Here is a 25,092-nt window from a genome sequence, read left to right on the forward strand (position 1 = left end):
GGACCACTTAGCTCGGCGGCTGGAACCTCTCGCCCTTGCGCTGCATACCCGCGGCCCTGCCCTTGCCCGCGATCACCAGCGCCATCTTGCGGCTGGCCTCGTCGATCATCTCGTCGCCGAGCATCGCCGCTCCCCTGGCGCCGCCGGCCTTCGAGGTGTGCCACTCGTAGGCTTCCAGGATCAATTCGGCATGGTCGTAGGCCTCCTGACGGGGGCTGTAGATTTCGTTGCCCGCCTCGATCTGGTCGGGATGCAGCACCCACTTGCCGTCGTAGCCCAGCGCCGCCGAGCGGCCCGCGACCCGCCGGAACGCTTCGACGTCCCGCACCTTCAGATACGGGCCGTCGATGGCGGCGATGCCGTTGGCGCGTGCCGCCACCAGGATCCGCATCAACACGTGGTGATAGGCGTCGCCCTCGCCGTACCCTTCGGGCTGCTCCCCGACTTCCAGAGTCCGCATGTTCAGGCTCGCCATCAGATCAGCGGGACCGAGCACCAGGGCCTGGACCCGGGGTGCCGCGGCGATGAGGTCGACGTTCGTCAGCCCCTTGGCGTCCTCGATCTGGGCCTCGATACCGATGTGCCCCAATGGCAGATCGTGCGTGGCCTCCAGCTGGCCGAGCAGGAGATCGAGGGCGTACACGTGTGACACGTCGGTCACCTTGGGCAGCACCACGACGTCCAGCGCGGTCCCAGCCCTGGCGACCACCTCGATGATGTCGGCATGCGTCCACGGGGTGGTCCAGTCGTTGACGCGCACCCCGCGCAGCGCTCCGGACCACCCCGGCTCGGCCAGCGCCGCGGCAACCTGCTCGCGCGCCTGCGCCTTGGCCTCCGGGGCGACGGCGTCCTCAAGGTCGAGGAACACCTGATCGGCGGGAAGGGTCTTGGCCTTCTGGATCATCTTCGCGCTGCTGCCCGGCACGGACAGGCACGTCCGACGGGGTCGATACCGGTTTTCCACAACAACACTCTCTACCCTTTACAACCATGGCGTCGGTCAACAGGGTCTATGCGGCTCGTCTCGCGGGCATGGTCGTACTCGGACCCGACGGCGAATCCATCGGCCGTGTCCGTGACGTGGTCGTCGGCATCAGCGTCGTACGCCAACAACCCCGTGTGCTCGGCCTCGTCATCGAATTGCTCACCCGCAGAAGAATTTTCGTGCCGATCTTGCGCGTCACGGCCATCGAGCCGGGCGCGGTCACACTGTCGACGGGCAACGTCTCGCTGCGGCGCTTCTCCCAGCGGCCCGGTGAGGTGCTGGTGCTCGGGCAGGTGATCGAGACCCGGGTCCGCGTCGACGATCCGGACCTGCCGGAACTGGCCGGGGTGGACGTCGTGGTCGTCGACCTCGCCATCGAACAGACCCGCACCCGCGACTGGATGGTCACCAAGGTCGCGGTGCGCCAGCAGCGCCGGCTGGGCCGGCGGAGCAACGTCTACACCGTCGACTGGCAGAACGTGCAGGGCCTCACCCCGTCCGGTCTGGCGATGCCCGATCAGGGAGTGGCCCAGCTGCTGGAGCAGTTCGAGGGCCAGCGCGCCGTCGAGGTGGCCGACGCGATCCGGGAACTGCCCGCCAAGCGGCGCTACGAGGTGATCAATGCCTTCGACGACGAGCGCCTCGCCGATGTGCTGCAGGAACTGCCGGTGGACCAGCAGGTGGCCCTGCTCCGCCAACTCAAGACCGACCGGGCGGCCGACGTGCTCGAGGCGATGGACCCCGACGACGCCGCCGATCTGCTGGGCACGATGACGCCCGCCGACGCCGAACAGTTCCTGCGCCGGATGGATCCGGAGGACTCCGAGGACGTCCGCCGGCTGCTGAGCCACTCACCGAACACCGCGGGCGGTCTGATGACCTCCGAACCGGTGGCACTCGCCCCGGACACCACCGTCGCCGAGGCGCTGGCGCGGGTCCGCGACCCGGATCTGACCCCGGCGCTGGCGTCGTTGGTGTTCGTGGTGCGGCCGCCGACCGCCACCCCGACCGGACGCTACCTGGGGTGCGTGCACCTCCAGCGGCTGCTCCGCGAGCCGCCCGCCGCGCTGGTCAGCGGCATCATCGACACCGATCTGCCGACGCTGGGCCCGGAGGACTCGCTCGGCGCGGTGACCCGGTATTTCGCGGCCTACAACCTGGTGTGCGGCCCGGTGGTGGACGAGGAGAACCACCTGCTGGGGGCCGTGTCGGTCGACGACGTCCTGGACCATCTGCTGCCCGACGACTGGCGTGAACGAGAGGCCGAGCCCGTGATCGTGACCGCCGAGAAGGCCACATGAGCGACGCATCGTCGCGTCAGCGCCTGGACACCCCCAGGATCTCGCGGAGCCTGGCGCCCCGGCTGGACGTCGAGGCCGTGGGCCGGTTCAGCGAACGGATCGCCCGGTTCCTGGGCACCGGCCGCTATCTCGCGATCCAGACCATCGTCGTGATCGTGTGGATCCTGCTCAACCTCGGCGCGTTCGCCTGGCAATGGGACCCGTACCCGTTCATCCTCCTCAACCTGGCCTTCTCCACCCAGGCGGCTTATGCGGCGCCGCTGATCCTGCTCGCCCAGAACCGCCAGGAGAACCGCGACCGGGTCGCTCTGGAGGAGGATCGCCGACGCGCCGAACAGACCAAGGCCGACACCGAGTTCCTGGCCCGCGAGCTCGCGGCGCTGCGGTTGGCCGTCGGCGAGGTCGCCACCCGCGACTACCTGCGCCGCGAACTGGAGGAGATCCGCGAGCTGATCCAGGATCTGCACGCCCGCGCCGACGCCGGCAGACCCGAGAGCGGCAAACAAGACGCAGGTGAACGCAGGACCAAGAAATCCGGCTGAGACACTCACGCCCATTGCTGTAACACCAACGTTGCCCAATAGGTATGGTGACTTGATTCACAGGTGATCTGACAGCTAGGACGGTCGAGTGCACATAGGGGGAGGACCGGCCCTCACAGCGGCCCGGCGGCGCGCGGGGCAGTTCGTCCGGATGCCGGCATTCGGCGTCGCCGCGGTACTCACACCACTGGTGCTCGCCGGAGCCGTCGGCGCGTCTGCTCCCCAGGCGACCCAGCCCGGCCGCGACTCGGCGGTGATGCCACTGGCCGCGGTCGCCCCGTCGGCACCGGACCGTTCCGGCCCGTCGGTCGTCGCTGTCACCAAGACCCCGGCCCCGTTGCGCACCGTGGCCAACAGCTCGTCGGCTCCCCCGCCGCCACTGGTCGTCACTTCGCCTGGCACACTTCGCATTCCGTCGACGGCGCTGGCCGCCTACCGCAACGCCGAGACCATGATGGCGGCGGCCTACCCCGGCTGCGGGCTGAGCTGGAACTTGCTGGCCGGCATCGGGCGCATCGAGTCGATGCACGCCTACGGCGGCGCCACCGACGCCCGCGGCACCGCGGTGCGGCCGATTTACGGGCCCGCGCTGGACGGCACACTGCCCGGCAACGAGGTCATCGTGCAGAGCCGGTCGGCCGATCGCGTGATCTACGCCCGGGCCATGGGGCCGATGCAGTTCCTGCCCGGAACGTGGTCACGGTATGCCTCCGATGGTGACGGCGACGGTAAGGCCGACGTCCAGAATCTGTACGACGCCTCACTGGCCGCGGCCCGCTACCTGTGCAGCGGCAACATGAACCTGCGCAATCAGCCCGACGTCATCGCCGCGATCCTGCGCTACAACAACTCGATGGCCTACGCCCAGAACGTGCTGAGCTGGGCCGCGGCATACGCGACCGGCGTCGTTCCGGTCGACCTACCGCCGATCACCGGTGAGGTTCCCGAGCTGAGCACCGCGGCCACCACCAACAGCCACCTCGACCGGCGAGAGGGCATCGGCCCGGGCCTTCCGCTCAACGCGACCGGCCTGCCCGCCAACGATCCGCTGGCATTGATCCCCCTGATGAGCCGCACCGATGTGGCCAGCCAGATCAACCAGAACGTGCCGGGCTTCGTGCCGGGCCAAAGCCTCGGCCCGCTGCCCGGACCGGCGCCGCAGGCGTTGCCCGAACCGGTGGCCCCACCGCCGCCGGCATGGGTGCCGCCGTGGATTCAGCAGCAACAGCAGCGAGCGCCCGAGTGCGCGGTGTTCTGCATCAAAGACCTCCCGCCCGCGGCGCCCCCCGCACCCGCCCCGGCGCCCGCGGCTCCGTTCGGCCTGCCGCCCGCTCCGGCGGCGCCGCCGGCCGCCGCCGTGCCCGACATGCCGACCGCGCCTGGTCCGGCACCCGGTCCGGCACCCGGACCCGCGCCCGGCCCGGTGGGCTGAGCACCGCCGGCGCCCGCATTCGGGGGCCCGGCCGTCCGGCGCCTAGACTCGCCGGTGATGACATCTACACCGACTGACCTGGAAGCGGCGGTCCGTTCCGCGCTGGCCAAGGTGATCGACCCCGAACTCCGGCGGCCGATCACCGAAGTGGGCATGGTCAAGAACGTCACGGTCGACCCCGACTCCTCGGTTCACGTCGAGATCTACCTGACCACCGCGGCGTGCCCGAAGAAGACCGAGATCTCGGACCGCGTCACCCGCGCGGTGCGCGACGTCCCCGGCACCGGCGCGGTGAAGGTCACTCTCGACGTGATGAACGACGAGCAGCGGGCTGAACTGCGCAGGCAACTGCGCGGTGACTCCCGCGAACCCGTGATCCCATTCGCCCAACCTGGATCGCTGACCCGGGTCTACGCGGTCGCGTCCGGTAAGGGCGGTGTCGGAAAGTCCAGTGTCACTGTGAATCTGGCTGCCGCGATGGCCGCCCGTGGGTTGTCGGTCGGGCTGCTCGACGCCGACATCTACGGGCATTCCGTGCCTCGGATGATGGGCACCACCGATCGGCCCACCCAGGTCGACTCGATGATCCTGCCACCCGTCTCCCATGACGTGCGGGTCATCTCGATCGCGATGTTCACCCAGGGCAACACCCCCGTGGTGTGGCGCGGACCGATGCTGCACCGCGCGCTGCAGCAGTTCCTCGCCGACGTCTACTGGGGCGACCTGGACGTCCTGCTGCTCGATCTGCCTCCAGGCACCGGAGACATCGCGATCTCGGTCGCTCAGCTGATCCCCGGCGCCGAGATCCTGGTGGTCACCACCCCGCAGCTGGCCGCCGCCGAGGTGGCCGAACGGGCCGGCGCGATCGCGCTGCAGACCCGTCAGCGCATCGCCGGCGTGGTGGAGAACATGGTCGACGGCCCCGTCATCAAGATGTTCGGCGAGGGTGGCGGCCGCCACGTCGCGGAGAGCCTGTCCCGCGCCGTCGGCGCCGACGTGCCGCTGCTGGGCCAAGTGCCGTTGGATCCGGCGCTGGTGACCGCCGGCGACTCGGGCGTGCCGCTGGTTCTCAGCGCACCCGACTCCGCCGCCGGTCAGGAACTGCGCAAGATCGCCGACGCACTGTCCAGCCGCAAGCGTGGACTGGCCGGGATGTCGCTGGGACTGGATCCCGCCGGCCGCTAGCCGCCCCGGCCCCGTTCGCCGAAACCGCATTCCACGCGGCCTTCGGGGCGGCCGGACCGCGTGGAACGCGGTTTCGCCCAGGTTTCCGCAGCGGCGATCAGGTCGCGTCGGGATCGAACGGCGTCGCAAGCGACTCCGTCCCACCCGAAGACGGCGCGCCCGGGGTCGCCGCACCTGGCGTCGGCGCACCTGATGACGGCTGAGCGCCGGGCTCGCGGACATCGTGGGCCGCGGCCGCGGGACCGGGGCCCGACTGGGGCTTCTCCGGCGGGCCGGTCGGCCTGCCGTTCTGGTCGAATTTGCCGGTGAGGATCGAGTCGTCGCCGTCGAGAAGATGCTTGGTCAACGCCGCGCGCGGCGTCATGCCGCGCAGCTTCTGCAACTCCGACAACGGCTCCCGCAGGTCGTCGAAGTCCGAGCCCAGTTCCTGACGCAGCTGCGTGGTCGCACCGGTGACATAGTCACGCACCTGACGCACCGCGTCCGCGGTCCAGCGGATGGCGCCGGGCAGCCGTTCCGGCCCGAGGATCACCAGACCGGCGATCACCAGGACCAGCATCTCGCCCCAGCCTACGTTCGCGAACATGGCTCTACGTGCTGTCGTCGCCGTTGGGCGTCACCGTCAGCGTGACCGGGCGCCCCTCCCGGAGTACCTCGATGGGTGCCGGTTCGCCGATCTTGAGCTGACGCACCGCAACGATGAACTCGTCGGCGTCGGCGACCTTGCGGTCACCGACCTTGACGACCACGTCGTTCTCCAGGATGCCCGCGCGCTCGGCCGGGCTGTTCGGGGAGACATCGGCGATCTGCGCCCCCTTGGCCACGTCGTTGCTGACCGACCGTGCGGTCAGCCCGAGTGTGGGATGGGCGATCTTGCCGTTCTTGATCAGCGTCTCGACGACCTGCTTGACCTCGTTGACAGGGATCGCGAACCCCAGGCCGCTGGCGCTGTCGGACAGCGACTTGCCTGCGGTGTTGATGCCGATGACCTCAGACCGCATGTTGATCAGCGGACCGCCGGAGTTGCCGTGGTTGATCGACGCGTCGGTCTGCACGCCGTCGATGACCGTGTCGGTGTCCGAGCCGTCACCCGACAGCGGGACCGGTCGATGCAGCGCGCTGATGATGCCGTGCGTGACAGTGCTCCTCAGTCCTAGCGGGGCGCCCGCGGCGATCACCTCTTCGCCGACGCGCAACTTCTCGGAGTCACCCATCCGGGCCACCGACAGGTTGTCGACGTTGTCGACCTTGAGCACCGCCAGATCGGTCTTCGGGTCGCGACCCACCAGGTTCGCGGGCACCTCGGAGCCGTCGTTGAACACCACCGACATCTTGAACTCGCTGGGGTTGGTGGCGGCCTCGGAGATCACGTGGTTGTTGGTGACGATGTATCCGCGCCCGTCGATGACGACGCCGGAACCCTGCGATCCCTCTCGGTCGCTGGTCGCCTCGATCGTCACCACCGAATCAGCCACCGCCGCAGCTACTTCGGCGAACTGCCCCTCGGGCTCGCCCTCGCCGGAACTGCTGGTCTCCAGCGTGACCTTCGACGTGGTGAACGCCGAGACCACCTCGGCGGTGGTGCGTCCCACCCAGCCGCCGGCCACACCGATGAGCAGCGCCGCGATGCCGAGCACGACGAGCGCGGTGTAGGACACCTTGCCGCCGAACAGCACGTCCCGCACGCCGAGCTTGCCCATCGGGGCGGTGGCCTGCGCGGACCCGGTCGGGGGCAGCGCCGGGGTGCCCAGCGCCACCGGCGCCCCCGGATTACGCCAGGGATCGTCGACGCCGTCGTCATCGCCGTCCCGTTCGGCCTCCAGCGCGCCGGCGTCGGTGGGATGACGCTGCAACGAATCCCCGCCGGGGTGGGGGCGGCCGAAAGCCTCGGCCAGCACCGGATCCGGCGCCTGATCCGTGGGAGTGTACTCACCCTGATCACGATGCTTGTCAGCGCCGAGGAACGAACCGTTCACCCCGGCGGGCCTGCCGAATGCACGCTGAGCCGCCGGATCGACCGGCGGACGCGACACCGGCCGCGGCTCGAGGCGTTCCCGACCGGTCTGGTCCAGATTGGTCACCCGTACATCGCCCTTTCGTACCCCGCTGCAGCCTTCCGACGCCCGCGGCGACGTGTCAGCGATCGCGGTCGATTTTTCGCTTCTACCCTACCGGCGCTTACGGCGGGAACGCTGGGTGCCGTCAGCCAACTGCGGGTGCTCCACCGGCTGCGGCCTCTCGACCGGAGTGCGGTGGGGAATCTGGGACAGCAGACCCAGCAGATCACTCGGGATCGCGACCGGGCGTGACTCGCGCAACGCCTCGCGCGCCTGCCGCTGCGCATCGACCTCCAGCGCGCACTCCTGGCACAACGACAGGTGGTGAGCGGCTCTCAGGTGCGCCGACATGCGCAGCTCGCCGTCGACGAACGCCGCGATCGCCTCGATCGACAGATGCTCTGTCGAACCGAACTGGCGTGGGCCAACCGGATCACCGGTCTGCGAGGCGAGCTGAGTCGGAAGCCAGGAGAACGCCCGGCGGAACGCATGTCCAGGATCGAATACCACCTGACTCCTCTCCGCTCGGCGTCGTGTGGGGCGTGCTGCCGACTATGCCCTCGAATGTAGCGCGGCGCGCTGGGCGGCATCGCCCGAATGTCAGGCAGACCTGGCGGCGTCCTGTGCGGCGCCGGCCTCGGCGTGCCGGGCCAGATACTCGCGCAGAGCCTGCCGGCCCCGGTGGATACGACTGCGGACGGTGCCCAGTTTGACACCGAGCGTCGCGCCGATCTCCTCGTAGGACAGCCCCTCGATGTCGCACAGGACAACGGCGGCGCGGAACTCCGGAGCCAACGAGTCGAGTGCGGCCTGCAGGTCCGGCCCCAGCCGGGAGTCGTGGTAGATCTGCTCGGGGTTGGGCTCGTCGGCGGGCACCCGGTCGTAGTCCTCGGGCAGCGCCTCCATCCGGATCCGGCCGCGGCGGCGCACCATGTCGAGGAACAGGTTGGTGGTGATTCTGTGCAGCCAGCCCTCGAACGTGCCCGGCTGATAGTTCTGCACCGAACGGAAGACGCGGATGAACGTCTCCTGGGTCAGGTCCTCGGCGTCGTGCTGGTTGCCGGAGAGCCGGTAGGCCAGGCGGTACACCCGGTCGGCGTGCTGGCGGACGAGTTCATCCCAGCTCGGCATCGCGGTCTTGTCGCCGGTGGCGTCGAACACCGCCGTGCCGGTCAACTCATCGGCCGGTTCCACCCACTCGGCATCGGTGAACTGCTCCAGATGCGCCATGGTCACCGGAGCGGCCACAGGAGCGGAGACAGGGCCGTGTGTGATGGTCGTCGGAACCTCCAGGTCGTGCGGAGAGCGGCCCCCGGTTGACGGCTGCTCGTTGTCGACAACAACACGTGCCGGGACCTTGTTCCCGGCACGCGAGGAGTCGGTGCGTGCGCTGAATGCGCCGTCTGTCATGCGATCACCGTCTCCTGTGCTGGTGTGGCGGGCATATGAGCAAACTGAACTTTTCCTGAGAAACATCGCTACCCGTTTTCGACCAGCGGAAACCGACCTGCCCGACAGACGCTCCCGGCGTCGCGGGCCGGGCGTGTCGCACACGCGGACCACGCGGACTTGGCTCTACGCTGCGGGCATGGCCAGCACCGACGAGCCCGGCGCCGAGTCCGGCGATTCCACCGCGCGGGCCCGTCGGGCGGAAGCGATCGTCAACCACGCCGAACACTCGATCTCTGAGGACGACATCGTCGCCGCGGCCCGTGAGCGCGCAGTCGACATCGGCGCCGGCGCGGTGACCCCCGCCGTCGGCGCGCTGCTGTGTGTGCTCGCGAAGCTGACCGGAGCGCGCGCGGTCGTCGAGGTCGGCACCGGCGCCGGCGTGAGCGGCCTGTGGTTGCTCTCGGGCATGCGCGAGGACGGCGTGCTCACCACCATCGACGTCGAACCCGAGCACCAGCGCATCGCCAAGCAGGCGTTCACCGAGGCAGGGGTGGGCCCGGGCCGGACCAGGCTGATCAGCGGCCGCGCCCAGGAGGTGCTGACCCGGCTGGCCGACGAGTCCTACGACCTGGTGTTCATCGACGCCACACCGGCCGACCAGCCCCACTTCGTCACCGAAGGCGTGCGACTGCTGCGCCCCGGCGGCGCGATCGTCGTGCACCGCTCCGCGCTCGGCGGCCGGGCCGGTGACGCCTCGGCCAAGGACAGCGAGGTCGCCGCGGTGCGCGAGGCGGCCCGTTTGATCGCCGAGGACGACCGGCTGACGCCGGTGCTCATCCCGCTCGGCGACGGCCTGCTCGTGGCTGCCCGGGACTAAGGCTTTTCCCTTTCCACTCCCCGCCCCCGCGGAATAGCGTTGCCGGCTGCACTCAGGCCTCCGGTATGAGTGACCAGGAACGGCTATTCCGGCGCTTCTTGACGAATCCTTGACGGGTCTGATCCTTGACCGCCTACTGAACGAGCGTTTAATGTACTGAACATGCGTTCAGCAGATGATCTGACCGCGGTGGCGCGGATCCGCGACGCCGCGGTCGACCTTTTCGGCCGCGATGGCTTCGGGGTGAGCGTGCGGGCGATCGCGGCGGCCGCAGGTGTCAGCCCCGGCCTGGTGATCCATCACTTCGGCTCCAAGGAGGGCCTGCGCAAGGCGTGCGACGACTTCGTCACCGAGACCGTGCGGGCCAGCAAGACCGAGACGATCCAGTCCTCCGATCCGGCGACGTGGTTAGCCCAGATGGCCGAGATCGAGGAGTACGCCCCGCTGATGGCCTACCTGGTACGCAGCATGCAGTCCGGTGGCGATCTGGCAAAAGCGTTCTGGCGCACCATGATCGACAATGCCGAGCAGTACATCGAGGAGGGGGTGCGGGCCGGCACCGTCAAGCCGAGCGCGGATCCGTTGGGCAGGGCGCGATTCCTGGCGATGGCCGCCGGCGGCGGCTTCCTGCTCTACCTGCAGTTACACGACGACCCGACAGACCTGCGGGCGGTGCTGCGCGACTACAGCGAGGACATGGTGCTGCCCGCCCTGGAGCTCTACACCAACGGTCTGATGGCCGACTCCATCATGTACGACGCGTTCCTCGCTCAACGGCAGCGAGGCATCGGATTCACCGAAGGAGCGCACGATGACTGACCGCACACCGGCCGTAGACATCCAGGGATTGCGAAAGTCCTTCGGCCGCACCAAGGCTCTGGACGGACTCGACCTCACCGTCGCTCCCGGCACCGTCGCCGGATTCCTCGGCCCCAACGGCTCCGGCAAGTCCACCACCATCCGGGTGCTGCTCGGGCTGCTGCGGGCCGACGGCGGCACGGTCTCGCTGCTGGGCGGTGATCCGTGGCACGACGCGGTCGCTTTGCATCGCCGGATCGCCTATGTGCCTGGCGATGTCACTCTGTGGCCCAACCTGACCGGGATGCAGGCCATCGACTTCCTGGCCGGGCTGCGGGGTGCGGACACCGTGGACCGGGCGCGTCGTGACGAACTCATCGAACGCTTCGAACTCGACCCGCACAAGAAGGCCCGCACGTACTCCAAGGGCAACCGTCAGAAGGTCGCGATCATCGCTGCGTTCAGCACCCGCAGTGAACTGTTCGTGCTGGATGAGCCGACCTCGGGCCTGGACCCGCTGATGGAACAGGCTTTTCAGCAGTGCGTGCGCGAGGTCGCCGGCCAGGGCGCAGCGGTCCTGCTGTCCAGCCACATCCTGGCCGAGGTCGAGAAGCTCTGTGACACAGTGACCATCGTGCGCGCCGGGCGGACCGTGCGGTCCGGAGCACTGGCAGACCTGCGATATCTGATGCGCACCACCGTCACCGCACGCACCCGGGGGGACCGCAGCCGACTGGAACGTGCGCCCTATATCCACGACCTGCGCACCGACGACGGGGATCTGCGGTTCTCGGTCGACCGTGGTGATCTCGACCGCGCCATGGCCGATCTCAGCAGCCTCGGCATCGACGAGCTGACCGTCGCACCGACCTCGCTGGAGGACCTGTTCCTCCGCGAGTATCAGGGGGCCGGGCGATGAGCACCGCCGTCGAGTTGCGCTTCGGAGGTCCACGGCACGCCTCCGGGACGTCGAGCTCACCGTGGACGGGCACCGCCCGGCTGGTCGGCCTCGCGCTGCGGCGTGACCGCATCCGGTTGTCCGTGTGGATCGTGGCCCTGACCGCGATGATGGCCTACTCCCCCGGCACCATCGAGCTGGCCTACCCTGAGGAGATTCAGCGCCAGGCCAGGGTGGACCTGCTGAAGACCCCCGCCGGGATGATGCTGGGCGGGCCGATGTTCGGTGTCAAAGAGACCGAGCTCGGTGCGATGGTGGCCAACGAACTGATGCTCACACTGATCATTGCCACGTCGATCCTGGCCGTGCTCACGGTAATTCGGCATACCCGGGCCGAGGAGGAAAGCGGCACAGCAGAACTGGTGCTGTCCTCGGCCGTCGGCCGCTACGCGCGCACCACCGCGGCACTGGCGGTGGTGGCGGCCGTCAACGTCGTTCTCGCCGCGACGATGACCGCGGCCACGGCCGCCAACGGCTTCGACGTGGTGAACTCCGCCGCAATGTGTCTCGGGGTCACCGCGGTCGCCACACTGTTCGGCGCCGTCGCCGCAGTCACCGCGCAGATGTGGCGGTCGGCGCGGGCCGCAACGGGAGCCGCCATGGCCGTCCTCGCCGCGGCCGCGCTCATCCGCGGCGTGGGCGATGTCATCGACCCGGCGGGCAGCCCTCTGAGCTGGGTCTCGCCCATCGCGTGGGCCCAGCAGATGCGGGCCTTCGTCGAGTTGCGTTGGTGGCCGTTGATTCCGCTGCTACTGCTGGCGCTGATCCTGATCGCCGCGGCGGCGGGGCTGGAGGCGCGCCGCCAGTACGACGAAGGCACGATCGCGTCGAGGAGTGAACGCCCCGGCGCCCGGCCGGTACGGGGCCTGCTCGCGCTGCACCTGCGTTTGCAGCGCGGTCAGACGATCGGATGGTCGGTCGGCCTGTTCGCCGCGGGCTTGGCCTTCGGTTCGATGACGGACTCGCTGCTGGATGCCGCCCGGGACAACGAGCTGATCGCCGCGATCGTCTCGGACCAGGGAGTGGACGGGGTCTACACGACGATGTCGCAGTTCCTCGCCGCCGCTGCGGCCGCCTACGTGGTGTCCGCGGTGTTGCGCGTGTACGGCGACGAGCAGTCCGGTCTGGGCGAAGCGGTTCTGGCAGGAGCGGTTTCGCGAGAGCGGTGGTTGTTGAGCGCGGTGGCCTCGGCGGTGCTCGGCGCGACGGTGTTGATGTTCTTCGCAGGCATGGGCAACGGCCTCGGCGCCGGACTGACCCTCGGTGAGCCCGTCACGGTGCTCAGGCTCACCGTGGCCGGGCTGGCGTTCGTGCCGGCCCTGGCGGTGCTGGCCGGCGTCGCCGCGCTGTCGGTCGCGCTCCGTCAGGCCTGGACCGCCTGGCTGGCCGTGACTTTCGTCGTGGCCGCGTTGTACCTCGGCGCACTGCTGCGGCTGCCCGACTGGCTGCTCGACCTCTCGCCGGTGGGCCACACCACCTACCCGAACGAGGTTCCCACCCTCGCTTGGATCGTGATGTGCTGCGTGGGAGCGGCTTTGGCGGTGATCGCAGCCGGACTGTACCGGAACCGCGACGCGGTCTGAAATCGGCGGGAGGCCGACCGTGGAGCTGATCGCACAAGCGCTCGCGTCGAGGGTGTCGGTGCGGTGTTCTTCGCCGCGGAGACCCGGCCCGCCCAGCGGGTCATCATCACCGCGACGACGGCGCTTGTCGCTGTGACCTTCGCGATGTCGGCGCTGGATCACCGGTTCGGCTGGTCGTCGGTGCCGGTGTGGCTGGTTGTCGTCAGCAACGTCATGGTGGCCGCCGGGCTGGGGGCGGCTGCGCTGGTGATCGTGCAGAACCACTACGCGGCCGTGACCGTGCGGGTGCAAGCCGGTCCGCCGCTGGCGTCGACCGGCCTGTACGGGCTGGTGGTGGCACGCATCCTCGACGAGGAGACCCCAGCGGGTGCGTTACCGGCTGGTCCCCGGGATGTGGCGATCGCCGCATACTGATCGGATGGAGCTGCTCACCGGGTTCGGCCTGGCCACGGCGGCGGGACTGAACGCCTACATCCCGCTGCTCGCGCTCGGGCTGCTTGCGCGGTTCACCGACCTGGTCACGCTGCCCGCGGGCTGGGCCTGGCTGGAGAACGGCTGGGTGATGACGATCGTCGCGGTGCTGCTGGCCGTCGAGATCGTCGCCGACAAGGTGCCCGCGCTCGACACCGTCAACGACACCGTGCAGACGTTCGTCCGTCCCACCGCGGGCGGCATCGTGTTCGGTTCCGGCACCGCGGCCCAGACGACGGCGGTCACCGACCCGGGAGCGTTCGCCCAATCCGGTCAGTGGATCCCGGTCGCGGTCGGAGCAGTGGTGGCCTTGGCGGTGTCGCTGACCAAGTCGACGGTGCGGCCCGCGGCCAACGTCGCGACGGGCGGGGTCGCTGCACCCGTGCTGAGCACCACCGAGGACGTGATCAGCATCGGGCTGGCCTTCGTCGCGATCCTGGTCCCCATCCTCGTCCTGGTGATCACCGTCGCGCTGGCGTGGGCCGCCGTGCGGTTGATCCGGCGCCGTCGCTCCCCGCGCGCCACCTGAACCGCGCGCCACTGGGTACCCCGTCGCCATGCAGACGTTCCTGCCGTATCCGGGCTTCGCCGACTCGGCCCGTGTACTGGACGCCCGCCGGCTGGGCAAACAGCGAGTGGAGACCATCCAGATTCTGCGGGCGCTGACGGTCGCGGCTACGGCTGGCGTCACCATCCCGCCGCCGCGATGTGGGCCGGTTACGAGGAGGCCCTGGTCCGGTACGGGCTCCAGATGTGCGCCGTGTGGTCTGCATCGGGGCGCGGTGACACATGCGCGGCGACACTGGTCAGTGACCTCACCGCCGGGACGGGGCTCTCGCAGATCCGCCCGTACGACGAACTCGCCGCCGCTCGCGAGCTTCCGCCCTGGCTCGGGGACGACGCGTTTCACCTCAGCCATCGGTCGGCGCTGGTGCGCAAGGATTGGGCGCACTACCGGCCACTGTTCCCCGACGTGCCCGACGACCTGCCCTACGTGTGGCCGGCGTCCGACCGCGCCCGCCGCGTCCCGGCCGGTTGACCGGCGGTCAGATCCAGACGCCCTTACCGACCGCGACCACTCCGCCGGCGCTGATCGAGAACCGTTCGCGGTCCTTGTCGAGGTCCACCCCGACCATCTCCCCTGGGCCGACCACCACGTTCTTGTCCAGGATCGCGTGGCGCACGACAGCTCCCCGTCCGATGCGCACCCCGGGGTGCAGCACGCTGCCTTCGACGATCGCGCCGTCGTCGATGACGACATTGGACGACAGCACCGAATTACGCACGGACGCAGCCGAAATGATGCTGCCGGCGCCGACCACGGATTCCTGCGCGGACCCGCCGTTGACGAACTTCGCCGGTGCGAGGTTCTCGGCGCCGCCCCGGATCGGCCAGCGCTTGTTGTAGAGGTTGAACACCGGATGCACCGACACCAGGTCCATGTGCGCGTCGTAGAACGCATCGAGGGTTCCGACGTCGCGCCAGTATCCGTGATCGCGCTCGGTGGCGCCGGGCACCTCGTTGTCGTTGAAGTCGTACACCGCGGCCATCCCGTCGGCGACCAGCAGGGGGATGATGTCGCCGCCCATGTCGTGGTCGGAGTCGTCGTCCTCGGCGTCCGCCCGGATCGCGTCGATGAGCACCTTGGTGGTGAAGATGTAGTTGCCCATCGACACGAAGGTCTGCTCGGGATCGTCGGGGGTGCCCGGCGGATCGGCCGGCTTCTCGATGAACCCGCGGATGCGCCCCGAGTCGTCGGCGTCGATGCAGCCGAACGCGCTGGCCTCGGCCCGCGGCACCCGGATGCCCGCGACGGTGGCACCCGCACCGCTCTCGATGTGCTGCTGGACCATCTGCTCGGGGTCCATCCGATAGACGTGGTCGGCGCCGAAGATCACGATGTAGTCCGGATCCTCGTCGTAGATCAGGTTCATCGACTGATAGATCGCATCCGCCGAACCGGTGTACCAGCGCGGGCCGAGCCGCTGCTGGGCCGGAACCGGGGTGATGTATTCACCGGCGAGCCCGGACAGCCGCCAGTTCTGCGAGATGTGACGGTCCAGCGAATGTGACTTGTACTGAGTCAGCACGCAGATCCGCAAGTAGCGGGCGTTGACGAGGTTGGAGAGCACGAAATCGATGAGCCGGTAGCCGCCCCCGAACGGGACGGCGGGCTTGGCGCGATCGGCTGTCAACGGGTAGAGACGCTTGCCTTCTCCGCCGGCGAGGACGATGCCCAACACATGTGGCGCTTCCCTCATGCTGCCAACCTATCCGCACGTGGAGACCGCGGCCACCCATTCCCGTCATTGCCACGCCGGGCGTGGCGCCGGCATACCGCCCCGGACGGCTTCTCGGGCTGTCCGTCAAGACAATTGGGTATGCGGCGCGGCCGGTTCCGAAGTTGGATACGGTCACAGGATGCGGGTGGCGATGATGACTCGGGAGTATCCGCCCGAGGTATACGGCGGTGCTGGTGTCCACGTCACGGAACTGGTGGCCCAGTTACGCCACCTGTGCGAGGTCGATGTGCACTGTATGGGCGCTTCGCGGGCCGGGGTCACGGTGGCGCAGCCCGATCCCGCGCTGTCCGGAGCCAACCCGGCGCTGGCCACGCTGTCGGCTGACCTGAACATGGTCAACGCCGCGTCGGCGGCCACCATCGTGCACTCGCACACCTGGTACACCGGGATGGCCGGGCACCTGGCCGCGCTGCTCTACGACGTCCCGCACGTGCTCACCGCGCACTCTCTGGAACCGATGCGGCCGTGGAAAGCCGAGCAGCTCGGCGGCGGCTACCGCATCTCGTTGTGGGTGGAGAAGACCGCAGTGGAGGCCGCCGACGCGGTCATCGCGGTCAGTTCAGGGATGCGGCAGGACGTGCTACGCACCTATCCGGCGCTGGACCCGGACCGGGTGCACGTGGTGCGTAACGGTATCGACACCGAGGTCTGGTATCCCGCCGAGCCAGACCCCGACGAATCGGTGCTTGCTGAACTCGGTGTCGACCTGCAACGGCCGATCGTTGCGTTCGTCGGCAGGATCACCCGGCAAAAGGGAGTGGCGCATCTGGTGGCGGCAGCGCACCGCTTCGAGCCGGACGTGCAGTTGGTGCTGTGTGCGGGCGCTCCGGACACCCCGGAGATCGCCGAGGAGGTCGCGTCGGCGGTGCAGGAACTGTCCCGCGCCCGCACCGGGGTGTTCTGGGTGCGGGAGATGCTGCCGACCCCCAAGATTCGCGAAATCCTGTCGGCGGCAACCGTGTTCGTCTGCCCCTCGGTCTACGAGCCGCTCGGCATCGTCAACCTCGAGGCGATGGCGTGCGCGACGGCGGTGGTGGCGTCCGACGTCGGAGGGATTCCCGAGGTGGTGGCGCACGAAAAGACGGGCCTGCTCGTGCACTACGACCCCGACGACACCGCGTCGTTCGAACGCGGCCTGGCCGAAGCGGTCAACTCCCTGGTCAACGACCCGGACCGCGCGCGGCGCTACGGGGTCGCCGGTCGCCAACGGTGCATCGAGGAGTTCTCCTGGGCGCGTATCGCCGAGGAGACCCTGCAGATCTACCGCAGGGTCTCCGTCTAGCGGACACAGCGGGCTAGCTTGTCACGCCCTTGAGTTCGTCGCCCAGCGCGGCGGCCTCTTCGGGAGTGAGCTCCACGACGAGCCGGCCACCGCCTTCCAGTGGTACTCGCATCACGATGCCTCGCCCCTCCTTGGTTGCTTCCAGTGGACCGTCTCCGGTCCGGGGCTTCATCGCCGCCATCGAGTGCTCCCTCCACATGGGCGTGCCCGTCAGGGCCCGGTCTGTCCGTGAGCCGGGCCCGCACCTTCGACGTGCTCTGATAGCACCCGGCTCTGAACTGCTACAGGGCTCTATTGTTCCCTATCCGAGGCTGCTCGTGTGCGAAGACCCGGCTATAGCTGCCGTGATGAGGGGGATCGTGCCCCGGCCCGGTCCTTCTTGACCGCCCTGAGCAAGTAGCCGCGCGGCGCCCCCGGCACATCTGCGGGCGCGGCGGGAGCGTGCTACCGCCGAACGGGTCGGTGAACAGGCGGTCCTCGCGCGCTGACTCCCTGACGCGGATGGCCGCCACCACAACCGCGGTGCGCGCGCCACGGCTTCCCGCTGCCCGGACACGACGGTCACTGCCCTTCGCCGATGCGCGGTACCCAGCAGTTGTCGACATGGTCGTCCACCATCCCGGTGGCCTGCATCAGCGCGTACGCCGTCGTCGGCCCGACGAACCGGAACCCCCGTTTCTTAAGTTCTTTGGCCATCGCCTTCGATTCCGGGGTGACGGCGGCGATCTCGGACATGCTCGCCGGCCGGGCCCGCGCCCCCCGGTCGGCCGGCGCGAAGGACCACAGCAGCTCGCCGAGGTCCTCGCCGGCGTCGGCCATATCCGCGGCCACTCGCGCGTTGGCGATGGTGGCGTCGATCTTGGCACGGTTGCGCACGATGCCGGGATCGGCCATCAACCGCTCGACGTCCCGGTCGGAGTAGCGGGCGATCCGCTCGACGTCGAACCCGTCGAAGGCGGCGCGGAAGTTGTCCCGCTTGCGCAGGATGATCAGCCAGGACAACCCGCTCTGGAACGCTTCGAGGCTGACCCGTTCGAACAGTGCCGCCGAGTCGCGCAGGGGACGACCCCACTCGGTGTCGTGGTAGTCGCGATACAGCTCATAATCGGCCGGCGACAGCCGTGACCGGTCGATCCACCCGCACCTGATCAGCGGATCGGCGGCCGCGGAGGTCACGCGTCATCCCGGGCGCGCTGCGACGACACCGCGTGGTCGTCTTCGGGACCGTGGGCGGCCTCGTCAAGACCGTGGGCGGCGCGCAACGTGGTGAGCTCGCCGCGGAGCATGTCGAGCTCACGGGCCAGTCGATCCAGCACCCAGTCGACTTCGCTGGTTTTGTAGCCGCGCAGCGCCTGGCTGAACTTCACGGCGTCCACATCGGCACCGGTGACGCCCGATGCGGGCAGCACCGTGGCGGTGGTGGCCTGCGGCAGCGGCGGCAGCGTCTCGCCGCGACCGAACAGCACACTGCCGATGGCGAACAGGACGATCCCGACGAGCACCAGCACGACGAGGTACAGCAGAACGAGAGTCACCCCTCGATACTGCCGGATGGCGCCGACATCGACCGGTCAGGACGCCCCGGCCATCGGCGGGAAGTGCTACCGCGGGCGCAGCGTGATCATCGGCGGCCGGTCGGTCAGCGAGACCGTCGACGTGCGCGGGGCGTAGTCCTCGCCGTCGGCGAAGAACTGGGTGAGCCCAACCCCGGAGTCCGGGATCCCGCACCGGGACAGCAGCGTGGCGATCACCTGCCGGCTCATCGACGCGAGCTCGGTCAGCGGCCGGTTGCGGTGTGTCCGCACGCCGAGATTGACCTGGGCGATTCCGTCCAGACCCAGCCGGTCGTAGGTGTCGACCAGCAACCCGATCTCGACGCCGTAGCCGGGCGCGAACGGTACCGCCGTGAGCAGCTCCCGGGTTCCGGCGTACTCCCCGCCCAGAGGCTGGTACAGGCACATCAACTCGGGGCGTAGCGCGGCCAGCAGCGGGCGCGCCACCAGTTCGGTGACCCTGCCGCCGCCGTTGGCGTCCTCGCGCCCGCTGACCTTCAGCGGGCGCCGGTAGAACCCTTTGACCAGGTGCACGCCGTCGGCGGTGAGTAGCGGGCCCAGCAGCTTGGGCACGAACATCGGATCGGGGTCGAGCAGGTCGGAGTCGACGAAGGCGATGATGTCACCCGTCGTCGCGGCCAGCGACCGCCACAGCACCTCGCCCTTGCCGGGCTGCGGGGCGACCTCGGGCAGGGCAACCTCGCGGCCGACCACCCGGGCCCCGGCGGCGACGGCCCGGATCTCGGTGTCGTCGGTGGACCCGGAGTCGAGCACGATCAGCTCGTCGACCAGCCCGCCCAGCAGCGGGGTGATGGTCTCGACGACGCCGGCGACCGTCTCTTCCTCGTTGAGCGCGGGCAGCACCACCGACACGGTGCGGCCCTTCTTGGCGGCCTCCAGTTCGGCCACCGTCCAGCTCGGCCGACACCAGCTGCGCTCGCTGAGCCAGCGATGGTCGGCGACACCGAACGTTTCCAGATCGTTGACGCGATCAGACAACACAGTCATGCCAGTCCCCTCACCGTGCGTTTCGGCTGACGGGCGCCCTTGATCGACGCAACCATCTCAAGTACCCGACGTGTGGGTCCGACCTCGTGCACCCGAAAGAGCCGCGCCCCGTCGGCCGCCGCGAGAGCGGTGGCCGCCAGGGTGCCCTCAAGGCGTTCGGTCAAACCCACACCCAGAGTTTCCCCGACGAAATCCTTGTTACTCAGGGCCATCAGGACCGGCCATCCAGTGTTTACAAGGTCTTTCACATGACGCAACAAACTAAGACCGTGGTAAGTGTTCTTGCCGAAATCGTGGGTCGGATCGATGACGATCCGGTCCCGGCGCACCCCGAGCGCGACCGCCCGTTCGGCCGCCGCCGTCACCTCGGCGATGACGTCGTCGACGACTCCCCGCTCGGTCAGGCCGTAGTTCACCCGGAACGGACGGGTCCGCGGCACGGCGCCGCCGGTGTGTGAGCAGACCAATCCGGCGCCGAACTCGGCGGCCACGCCGGCCAGCGCGGGGTCCGCCCCGCCCCAGGTGTCGTTGATCAGGTCCGCGCCGGCCGCGCACGCCTGCTTGGCGACCTCGGCGCGCCAGGTGTCGACACTGATCACCTGGTCGGGGAACTCGGCCCGCAGCCACTCGATGAACGGCACGACGCGGGCGATCTCCTCGTCGACGTCCACCGTCGCGCCGGGACCCGCCTTGACCCCGCCGACGTCGACGATGTCGGCGCCGTCGGCGACCACGCGGTGGGCGGCTTCCTTGGCGGCTTCATCGGTGAACGTCGCGCCGCGGTCGTAGAACGAGTCCGGCGTGCGGTTGACGATCGCCATGATCAGCGCGCGATCCCCGGCCACGGGGTGTCCCAGAAACGTCGACTGCACGCCTTCAGGCTACGTTTCGCGCGCCGACCCGCTTTTCCAGCGTGATCACCCCTCGCGGGCTACTTGGGCTTCTTGCCCTCCTTCACCTCGGTCAGGTACTCCTCGTAGAACTCGACGTAGCCTTCCTCGCGGCCGGACAGCACGTACAGCGGATCGTCGACCTTGACGTCGTCGTCGTCGCCCTCGCCGCTGGAGCCGCCGTAGCCCTCCTTGCGCAGGTCGCCCTTCTGGCTCTTGAAGGTCGAGGTGTGCGCCAGCTCCTCCACCACTCGCACGAACAGCGGCACCGCGTAGCCGGGAAGCTTCTCGTACACCGTCTTGGCCAGCGCCTTGCCGTCGAACTCGTGGCCCTCCTTGAGCTGGATCGCGACCATCCCGGCCCGGCCGCCGGTGTCGGGCACCTCGACGCCGAAGACGGTGCACTCCTCGACCTGATGGTGCGTGGCCACCGCCGCCTCCACTTCGGTCGTGGCCACGTTCTCGCCCTTCCAGCGGAACGTGTCACCGAGCCGGTCGGTGAACGCCGCATGCCCGAGGCCCTGTGCGCGCATCAGGTCGCCGGTGTTGAACCACACGTCGCCTTCCTTGAACGCGTCACGGACGAGCTTCTTCTCCGACTCCTTCTCGTCGGTGTAGCCGTCGAACGGCTGGAAGTTGCTCACCTTCGACAGCAGCAGGCCGGGTTCACCCTTCTTGACCTTGCGCACCCGGCCGTCCTCGCCACGCACCGGTTCGCCGGTGTGCTCGTCGTACTCGACGAACGCGATCGGGGACGGGCAGATCCCGGTGGTCTTGTCGATGTTGAGGACGTTGACGAACGCGGTGTTGCCCTCGCTGGCGGCGTAGAACTCACAGACCCGCTTGATGCCGAAGCGCTCGGTGAACGCGTCCCAGATGGCGGGCCGCAGACCGTTTCCGCAGATGACCCGCACTTTGTGCTGGCGGTCGGTGGGCTTTTCGGGCTGGTTGAGCAGATAGGTGCAGATCTCGCCGATATAGACGAAGGCGGTGGCGTCGTAGCGGATCACGTCGTCCCAGAACTTCGACGCCGAGAACGACTTGCCCAGCGCCAGCGTCGCTCCGGAGTTGAGCACCGATGACAGTGCGACCGTCAACGCGTTGTTGTGGTAGAGCGGCAGGCAGCAGTACAGCGTGTCGTTGCTGTTGAGGCGCATGCCGAGCCCGCCGAAGCCGGCCAGCGCGCGCAGCCAGCGGTAGTGCGTCATCACGCTGGCCTTCGGCATGCCGGTGGTGCCGGAGGTGAAGATGTAGAACGCCTTGTCCTTGGCCAGCACGGCAGAGGTGGTGGCGGGGTTGGTGGTCGGCGCGGTCTCGGCCAGCTTCTTGAGCTCGTCGAGAGTGATCACCCCGTCGGTGTCGGCACCGGATTCGGTGATGTGCTCGATGAAGTCGGTCTCGGCGACGACCACCGAGGCCGACAGCAGGCCCAGGCTGTGCTTGAGCACCTCGTCGCGCTGGTGGTAGTTGAGCATCCCGGAGATCGCACCGCATTTGACCGCGGCCAACATCAGCAGCACCGGCTCCGGCGAGTTTCGCATCATGATGCCGACGACGTCGCCGTGGCCGACCCCGCGCGCCGCCAGCACGGCGGCGTACCGGTTGACGGTCTCGTTGGCCTCGCCGTAGGTGATCTCGCGGTCTTCGAATCTCAGGAACACGTTGTTGGCGTTCTGGGCGGCGCGGTCCTGGAAGACCTTGCCGATCGACGTCTTGGCACTGGGGCGGGCCCCGAACCCGGTCACGACGCCACGCACGATGGTCGGCGTGTCCATGAGCAGACCTGGTACCTGCTTGGCGATGTCGAGCAGCCCCACGCTGCTCCGGGTCCCCGACCTGTTCGTCATAGTTGCTGCTCTTCCTCCGTCGTCGATGTGTGGGTCAACTTAGCCGGGCGCACACGCGGACAGAGCGGCTTCGACGTCGTCGACGACGGTGAGGCACCGCATCGCGTCCTCGGCGACGTAGCCGCTTCCGACCAGCCCGCGCAACCAGGCCAACAGCCCGTCGTAGTGCCCGAGAGTGTCGAGCATCACGATCGGTTTGGTGTGCATACCCAAATAGCCCGCTGTCCAGGCTTCGAAGAATTCCTCCAGCGTGCCGATGCCTCCGGGCAGGGCGAGGAACGCGTCGGCGCGGTCCTCCATGACCTGTTTGCGTTCCCGCATGGTGTCGGTGACGACGAGTTCATCGGCCTCGGTGTCGGCGACCTCCCGGTGCACCAGGCGCTTCGGGATGACACCGACGGTGTAGCCGCCGCGTGAGCGGGCCGCGGTCGCCACCGCGCCCATCGCCGAGACGTTGCCTCCGCCGGAGACCAACGTCCACCCGCGCTCGGCGATCCCCTCTCCGACCGTGCGCGCCAACTCCAACAGATCCGGGTGCGTCGGACCCGAGGCGCAGTAGACGCAGACAGCCCACTCACGATCTTGATCTCGGGACACAGCACCAACTTAGCCACATAGACTCCGCGATGTGCCGCAGCCTCTCGGATGGGTGACCGCGCCGCCCGAACCCGCTCTCGAGCAGCTCGAAGCCGGCGTGCGGACCCGCGCCGGGGCGGTGCTGATCGGCCCCGCCGGCGTCGGCAAGACGACGTTGGCGCGCAACGCCGCCGACCGGCTGGGCGCCGACTTCCCCCGGGTCGACCGGGTGCGGGCGACGGCGTCGCGCCGGTCCGTCCCGTTCGCGGCGTTCGAGAGGCTGCTCGAAGTCCCCGAGACGGGCACCACCACAACGGTTCTGCGGACCGCCGGGGACGCACTCGGCGACGGCCGCCTGATCGTCGTCGACGACGCGCACCTGCTGGACCCGTTGTCCGCGACGCTGGTGTACCAGCTCGCGGCCGGTCGGACGGCGCGGCTGCTGCTGACCGCCACCGCCGGCGGGGTCGGGGTACCCGCCGAGATCGCGGCGTTGTGGCGGGACGGCCTGGTCGCGCGGGTCGACGTGGAGCCGCCGGGCCACGACGACGGCCGGTTGATGACGCGGATCGATGAGTTCGTCGCGGCGGTGCCGGCCGGTGCGCATCGCATCCTGGAGTTCCTCGCCGTGTCGGATCCGCTGAGCCGAGCCGACGCCGAGGCGCTGACCGACCTCGACACCGTGGACGATGCGTTGCGCTCCGGCGCGGTGGTCGTCGAGGACGACGAGCTGCGCCCGGCGCATCCGCTGTTCCTCGACGCGATCCGTGACGCACTCGGCGGCCCCGACCTGCGCCGGCTGCGGACCGCGATGGTCGCGCAGATCTCGACCGGCTGTATCGGCGTGGTGGGCCGGCTGCGCCTGGCCGTGCTGGCGCTGGACAGCGACCGTCCGCTGCCGCTGCCGGATCTGTCCGCCGCGGCACGGGATGCGTTGCGGCTGGGTGATCTTGAGCTGTGCGAGCGGCTGGGCCGCGCGGTGTTGGACAGGGCGCCGGATCTGAGCAGCCGCCTGACGCTCGGATATGCGCTGGCCTGGCAGGGCCGCGGCCGGGAGGCCGATGCGGTACTGGCCGAGATCGACCCGGCGGCGCTGAGCGAGGACCAGCTGATGGCGTGGGCGCTGCCGACGGCGGCGAATCGGTTCTGGATGCTGTCCGAGCCGGAACGCGCGACCGCGTTCCTGCGCGCCACCCGCGAAAAGGTGAGCTCACCGGCGGCCCGCGTGACTCTTGACGCGCTGTCGGCGACGTTCGCGATGAACGCCGGAAACCTCAGTCGTGCAGTCGAACTCACCGGTGAGGTGCTGTCATCACCTGATGCCGACGAGACGGCGGTCGGATGGGCGGCGTCGGCGGCGGCGCTCAGCTCGGCGCGGATGGGCAGATTCTCCGACGTCGACGTGCTCGCCGAGCAGGCACTGGCCGCCGGGCAGCCGGGTCTGCTGCGGTTCACCAGCGGGCTGGGTCAGACCACGGCGCTGCTGATGACCGGCGAGCCGGACCTTGCGCTCGAATTGGCCCAGCGGATTACCGATTTCGCCCAGCGCAGGCAACCCGCCCGCGCGATAGGTGAGGTGCTGATCGGCGATGCGTTGATCGCCCGTGGGGAACTCGCGCTCGCGGTGCCGCTGCTCCGCGAGGCCGCAGCGACGCTCGCCCCCACCGGGTACTCGTGGGGTCCGTTGGCATGGATGCTGTTGGCGCAGGCGCTCGGCCGGCTCGGCCAGACCGTCGAGGCCGGAAAAGCGCTGGCGCGCGCCGAGTCCCGGCACGGGTTGAAGTCGATGCTGTTCGCCCCCGAGCTGGCGCTGGCGCGGGCCTGGACCACTGCGGCGCGGCACGACGCGCACGGTGCCGTGACGGCTGCGCGCGAAGCCGTGAAGGCCGCCGAGCGTGGCGGACAGCAGGCAGTCGCGCTGCGGGCCGCGGCCGACGCGCGGCAACTGGGCGACCCGCGGGCCGCGGACACCCTGTCGCGGCTGTGCGGTGAGCTCGACTGCGCGTTCGGCCGGGCGGCGCTGGCCGCGCCCACCGGCCCGGCCTGACCGCG

Annotated in this window: 25 protein-coding genes and 1 pseudogene; 13 read left to right on the forward strand and 13 right to left on the reverse strand. The window is 69.3% G+C overall.

What is annotated here, in order from left to right; genetic code table 11:
* Window positions 1–7: 7 nt before the first annotated feature.
* Window positions 8–964: a CoA ester lyase gene (locus KXD97_RS30475; RefSeq protein WP_260754720.1), complete on the reverse strand. Its 957-nt coding sequence runs from the start codon at window positions 962–964 to the stop codon at window positions 8–10.
* Between the two features lie 26 nt (window positions 965–990).
* Here KXD97_RS30475 and KXD97_RS30480 point away from each other — a divergent pair, with 26 nt between their 5' ends.
* From KXD97_RS30480 to KXD97_RS30495, 4 genes are all read left to right on the forward strand, one after another.
* On the forward strand, window positions 991–2,286 hold the full coding sequence (locus tag KXD97_RS30480; protein WP_260754721.1) for a magnesium transporter MgtE N-terminal domain-containing protein: 1,296 nt from the start codon (window positions 991–993) through the stop codon (window positions 2,284–2,286).
* The gene (locus KXD97_RS30485; protein WP_260754722.1) at window positions 2,283–2,828 is read left to right on the forward strand and encodes a DUF1003 domain-containing protein; all 546 of its coding nucleotides are present in this window, start codon (window positions 2,283–2,285) and stop codon (window positions 2,826–2,828) included. Before KXD97_RS30480 ends, KXD97_RS30485 begins: the two co-directional genes overlap by 4 nt.
* Window positions 2,829–2,916: 88 nt before the next feature.
* Window positions 2,917–4,260 (forward strand): lytic transglycosylase domain-containing protein, encoded by a 1,344-nt coding sequence (locus KXD97_RS30490; RefSeq protein WP_396884619.1) that lies wholly within the window; start codon window positions 2,917–2,919, stop codon window positions 4,258–4,260.
* Between the two features lie 57 nt (window positions 4,261–4,317).
* Window positions 4,318–5,445 carry an Mrp/NBP35 family ATP-binding protein gene (locus tag KXD97_RS30495; RefSeq protein ID WP_260754724.1) on the forward strand — a complete coding sequence of 376 codons (1,128 nt, stop codon included), beginning with the start codon at window positions 4,318–4,320 and terminating at the stop codon, window positions 5,443–5,445.
* Window positions 5,446–5,542: 97 nt separating this feature from the next.
* Here KXD97_RS30495 and tatB read toward each other — a convergent pair whose 3' ends face one another.
* The 4 genes from tatB to sigE all read right to left on the reverse strand — a co-directional run bounded on the left by tatB (window position 5,543) and on the right by sigE (window position 8,912).
* Window positions 5,543–6,031 (reverse strand): Sec-independent protein translocase protein TatB, encoded by a 489-nt coding sequence (tatB, locus tag KXD97_RS30500; protein WP_260754725.1) that lies wholly within the window; start codon window positions 6,029–6,031, stop codon window positions 5,543–5,545.
* A gap of 4 nt (window positions 6,032–6,035) precedes the next feature.
* Window positions 6,036–7,526 (reverse strand): S1C family serine protease, encoded by a 1,491-nt coding sequence (locus KXD97_RS30505; RefSeq protein ID WP_260754726.1) that lies wholly within the window; start codon window positions 7,524–7,526, stop codon window positions 6,036–6,038.
* Between the two features lie 87 nt (window positions 7,527–7,613).
* A complete protein-coding gene (gene rseA, locus KXD97_RS30510) occupies window positions 7,614–8,012 on the reverse strand; it encodes an anti-sigma E factor RseA (RefSeq protein ID WP_260754727.1) in 399 nt (132 codons plus the stop codon).
* Window positions 8,013–8,102: 90 nt separating this feature from the next.
* Window positions 8,103–8,912, reverse strand: a complete 810-nt coding sequence (gene sigE / locus KXD97_RS30515; protein WP_260754728.1) for an RNA polymerase sigma factor SigE — start codon at window positions 8,910–8,912, stop codon at window positions 8,103–8,105.
* A 178-nt stretch (window positions 8,913–9,090) separates the two neighbouring features.
* Here sigE and KXD97_RS30520 point away from each other — a divergent pair, with 178 nt between their 5' ends.
* The 7 genes and pseudogenes from KXD97_RS30520 (at window position 9,091) to KXD97_RS30550 (ending at window position 14,620) form a co-directional block, all read left to right on the forward strand.
* Window positions 9,091–9,771, forward strand: a complete 681-nt coding sequence (locus tag KXD97_RS30520) for an O-methyltransferase (protein ID WP_260754729.1) — start codon at window positions 9,091–9,093, stop codon at window positions 9,769–9,771.
* Window positions 9,772–9,933: 162 nt separating this feature from the next.
* Complete coding sequence (locus KXD97_RS30525) at window positions 9,934–10,590, forward strand: TetR/AcrR family transcriptional regulator (protein WP_260754730.1); 657 nt, start codon at window positions 9,934–9,936, stop codon at window positions 10,588–10,590.
* Window positions 10,583–11,488 (forward strand): ABC transporter ATP-binding protein, encoded by a 906-nt coding sequence (locus KXD97_RS30530; protein WP_260754731.1) that lies wholly within the window; start codon window positions 10,583–10,585, stop codon window positions 11,486–11,488. The genes KXD97_RS30525 and KXD97_RS30530 overlap by 8 nt, the downstream gene beginning before the upstream one ends.
* Window positions 11,485–13,110 (forward strand): ABC transporter permease, encoded by a 1,626-nt coding sequence (locus tag KXD97_RS30535; RefSeq protein ID WP_260754732.1) that lies wholly within the window; start codon window positions 11,485–11,487, stop codon window positions 13,108–13,110. Before KXD97_RS30530 ends, KXD97_RS30535 begins: the two co-directional genes overlap by 4 nt.
* A gap of 63 nt (window positions 13,111–13,173) precedes the next feature.
* A complete protein-coding gene (locus tag KXD97_RS30540; RefSeq protein ID WP_260754733.1) occupies window positions 13,174–13,524 on the forward strand; it encodes a hypothetical protein in 351 nt (116 codons plus the stop codon).
* A 4-nt stretch (window positions 13,525–13,528) separates the two neighbouring features.
* The gene (locus tag KXD97_RS30545; RefSeq protein WP_260754734.1) at window positions 13,529–14,110 is read left to right on the forward strand and encodes a DUF4126 domain-containing protein; all 582 of its coding nucleotides are present in this window, start codon (window positions 13,529–13,531) and stop codon (window positions 14,108–14,110) included.
* Between the two features lie 28 nt (window positions 14,111–14,138).
* A pseudogene (locus KXD97_RS30550) lies at window positions 14,139–14,620 on the forward strand (MSMEG_6728 family protein).
* Between the two features lie 7 nt (window positions 14,621–14,627).
* Here KXD97_RS30550 and glgC read toward each other — a convergent pair.
* Window positions 14,628–15,842 carry a glucose-1-phosphate adenylyltransferase gene (gene glgC / locus KXD97_RS30555; RefSeq protein ID WP_260754735.1) on the reverse strand — a complete coding sequence of 405 codons (1,215 nt, stop codon included), beginning with the start codon at window positions 15,840–15,842 and terminating at the stop codon, window positions 14,628–14,630.
* Between the two features lie 160 nt (window positions 15,843–16,002).
* On the opposite strand from glgC, the gene glgA reads away from it, so the two are divergent.
* A complete protein-coding gene (gene glgA, locus KXD97_RS30560) occupies window positions 16,003–17,166 on the forward strand; it encodes a glycogen synthase (RefSeq protein ID WP_260754736.1) in 1,164 nt (387 codons plus the stop codon).
* A gap of 13 nt (window positions 17,167–17,179) precedes the next feature.
* Here the strand turns inward: glgA and KXD97_RS30565 are convergent, their stop codons facing one another.
* From KXD97_RS30565 to KXD97_RS30595, 7 genes are all read right to left on the reverse strand, one after another.
* Window positions 17,180–17,347: a DUF3117 domain-containing protein gene (locus KXD97_RS30565; RefSeq protein ID WP_003931055.1), complete on the reverse strand. Its 168-nt coding sequence runs from the start codon at window positions 17,345–17,347 to the stop codon at window positions 17,180–17,182.
* A 380-nt stretch (window positions 17,348–17,727) separates the two neighbouring features.
* Complete coding sequence (locus tag KXD97_RS30570) at window positions 17,728–18,342, reverse strand: DNA-3-methyladenine glycosylase I (RefSeq protein ID WP_313901333.1); 615 nt, start codon at window positions 18,340–18,342, stop codon at window positions 17,728–17,730.
* Window positions 18,339–18,701, reverse strand: coding sequence for a DivIVA domain-containing protein (locus KXD97_RS30575; protein WP_260754737.1), 363 nt, complete (start codon window positions 18,699–18,701; stop codon window positions 18,339–18,341). The genes KXD97_RS30570 and KXD97_RS30575 overlap by 4 nt, the downstream gene beginning before the upstream one ends.
* Before the next feature lie 66 nt (window positions 18,702–18,767).
* Window positions 18,768–19,727, reverse strand: a complete 960-nt coding sequence (locus KXD97_RS30580) for a glucosyl-3-phosphoglycerate synthase (RefSeq protein ID WP_260754738.1) — start codon at window positions 19,725–19,727, stop codon at window positions 18,768–18,770.
* On the reverse strand, window positions 19,724–20,548 hold the full coding sequence (folP, locus tag KXD97_RS30585) for a dihydropteroate synthase (protein WP_260758235.1): 825 nt from the start codon (window positions 20,546–20,548) through the stop codon (window positions 19,724–19,726). The genes KXD97_RS30580 and folP overlap by 4 nt, the downstream gene beginning before the upstream one ends.
* A gap of 110 nt (window positions 20,549–20,658) precedes the next feature.
* A complete protein-coding gene (gene fadD6, locus KXD97_RS30590) occupies window positions 20,659–22,464 on the reverse strand; it encodes a long-chain-acyl-CoA synthetase FadD6 (RefSeq protein WP_260754739.1) in 1,806 nt (601 codons plus the stop codon).
* Window positions 22,465–22,503: 39 nt separating this feature from the next.
* Window positions 22,504–23,061 carry a TIGR00730 family Rossman fold protein gene (locus KXD97_RS30595; RefSeq protein ID WP_260754740.1) on the reverse strand — a complete coding sequence of 186 codons (558 nt, stop codon included), beginning with the start codon at window positions 23,059–23,061 and terminating at the stop codon, window positions 22,504–22,506.
* A gap of 31 nt (window positions 23,062–23,092) precedes the next feature.
* Between KXD97_RS30595 and KXD97_RS30600 the strand changes: the two genes are divergently transcribed.
* Complete coding sequence (locus KXD97_RS30600; protein ID WP_260754741.1) at window positions 23,093–25,087, forward strand: AAA family ATPase; 1,995 nt, start codon at window positions 23,093–23,095, stop codon at window positions 25,085–25,087.
* Window positions 25,088–25,092: the final 5 nt, after the last annotated feature.

Origin of the sequence: Mycobacterium sp. SMC-8 (assembly GCF_025263565.1) — a bacterium.
GTDB lineage: Bacteria > Actinomycetota > Actinomycetes > Mycobacteriales > Mycobacteriaceae > Mycobacterium.